Consider the following 2,247-nt stretch of genomic DNA (forward strand, 5'->3'; position numbering starts at 1 on the left):
TTCTCGGCGGCGCCATCGACATCTTCGCGCAGCCCACGGGGCGCGGTCGGCGCCATCTGTTTCGCGTCGAGACTGGCGGCGTGGTCTTGGGCCTGGCGCTCCATGGCGCGGCGAGCGGGCGAACAGCTTTTCTCGCGGTCGGCGTCCAGGGCAGCGAGATTCAGTGTGTCGACCGGAGCCAGGTGGAAGACACAGCGCCGTTTGAGCCTTGGCTGGCCGCTCTCGGCCAGGTGTCCGGAGAACCGACGCCGGCGGCCGAGGACCTGACCGCCGCAGCGCTTTGGAAGAAGATCGACGCGTTCCAGGCCCGGGCGGCCATGCGGATCGATGACCGGCTCGCGCGAGAGGCCGAGGGCGAGGCGATCAGGCTCGGCCACCGGCAAGGCGCGGATGAGGCGCGAAAAGCACGGCTGTTCGGCGCCTTGGCGCGGATTGTCGCTCCGGGCGCCGAAGCCCAGCGACCTGTGGTCGCTGTCGGTGAAGATGCGTTGCTCGCAGCCTGCCGCATTGTTGGCGAGGCCATGGGCGTCACACTGAAGCCACCCTCGACGCGGTCGCCCGATCGCGGCGACTTCCAGGCCGCCGCCGATATCGCTCGGGCCTCGGGCCTACGGGTACGCAAGACGCTGCTGCGTGGCGGCTGGCGTGGCCAGGACGTGGGGCCGCTGGTCGCCTGGCTCGGCGATGCGCGCCAGCCCGTGGTCATCTTGCCAGCGCCTGGGCGCGGCTATGACCTGGTCGATCCGGACACAGGCCAGCGGCGCCCGCTGGATGACGCCGCCGCCGAAACACTGTCGGCCGAAGCCGCCGCTTTCTATCGGCCGCTGCCGGAAGGACCTCTGTCAGCCGGTCGCCTGCTTCTTTGGGTCGCGGGCCAGGTGCGGGCGGACCTGTCTCGCATCATCCTGGCGGCCGTGAGCCTGGCGCTGCTGGGCCTCGCCGCGCCGGTAGTCACCGCCGTCTTGGTCGACGAGGCCATACCTCGCGGCGACCTGAGCGCCCTGGCCTTTTGCGCGGCGGCCCTCGGCGTCGCGGCTGTCGCCGCGGCCGGCTTTCAGGCGATCCAGGGCGTGGCGCTGCAGCGGCTCGGCGGCGTGGGTGATTGGGTGCTACAAGCCGCGGTGATGGACCGCCTGCTACGGCTGCCCACGACCTTCTTCAAGAATTACACGGCCGGCGACCTCGCCGACCGTGTGCTGGGCGTCGATGAAATCCGCCGCGTGCTGAGCGGTAGAGCGGTCGGCGGGCTGCTCTCGGGAGTGTTCTGCCTGTTTGGCCTGGGCTTGATGTTCGCCTTCGACGCCCGCCTTGCCTGGATCGCCGCTGCATTCATCCTGGTCCAGGGCATCGTCATCGTCACGGTTTCGGCGGTGCGTCTGGGGCGCGAGCGCCGGTATTTCGACGCGCAGGGCAAGGCGCAGGGGCTGGTGCTGCAGATGCTGACCGGGGTCGGCAAGCTGCGGGCCGCCGACGCCGGGGCGCGTGCTTTCGGCCTTTGGGTGCGGCGGTTTTCCGAGCAGAAGGCGCACTTCATCGCTTCCCAGCGCCAAGCCAACCGTTTGGCCACCTTCGAGGCCGTCTTTCCGGTCCTGGCCAGCGTGGCGATCTTCGCCATGGCCCGATCTCCGAGCGAGCCGGCCATCGATGCGGGGCGCTTCCTGGCCTTCTTCGCGGCGTTCGGCCAGGCGCTGGCGGCCATGGCGGCCCTGGGCGCCGCCGTCGGTGAGACCCTGGTCGCCGCGCCCTTCTTCGACCGGCTGCGGCCGATCCTGACCGAGCCGCTGGAAGTCGCCGAAGGGCGCGATACGCCGGGCGAGATATCCGGCGCGCTCGAAGTCAGCCAGGTCAGTTTCCGCTACGCGGTCGGGGCGCCGCCGGTGATCGACCGTTTGTCGCTCAAGATCGGCCAGGGCGAGTTCGTCGCCGTGGTCGGCCCGTCCGGCAGTGGCAAATCGACCCTGCTTCGCCTGTTGCTTGGCTTCGAGCAGCCCCAGTCCGGCGCGATTCTGTTCGACGGCCGGCCGATAGACAGCCTGGACCTTGGCGCTTTGCGCCGGCAGATCGGCGTGGTGCTGCAGAACGGCCGGCTGACCTCCGGCAGCCTCTACGACAACATCTGCGGTGCGGTGCGGGTCCCGGTCGAGCAGGTCTGGCAGGCGGTGCGCCAGGCCGGCCTCGAGGCGGATGTCGAAGCCATGCCGATGGGGCTGCACACCATGATCACCGAAGGGGTCAGCGCGCTCTCAG

1 protein-coding gene is annotated in these 2,247 nt (G+C 70.0%); it reads left to right on the forward strand.

The features are described 5' to 3' along the window. A partial coding sequence (locus tag VGL85_RS08235; RefSeq protein ID WP_331587932.1) for an ATP-binding cassette domain-containing protein occupies nucleotides 1-2,247 on the forward strand: 2,247 nt, incomplete at both ends.

The sequence above is a fragment of the Phenylobacterium sp. genome (assembly GCF_036501465.1).
Classification (GTDB): Bacteria; Pseudomonadota; Alphaproteobacteria; order Caulobacterales; family Caulobacteraceae; genus Phenylobacterium.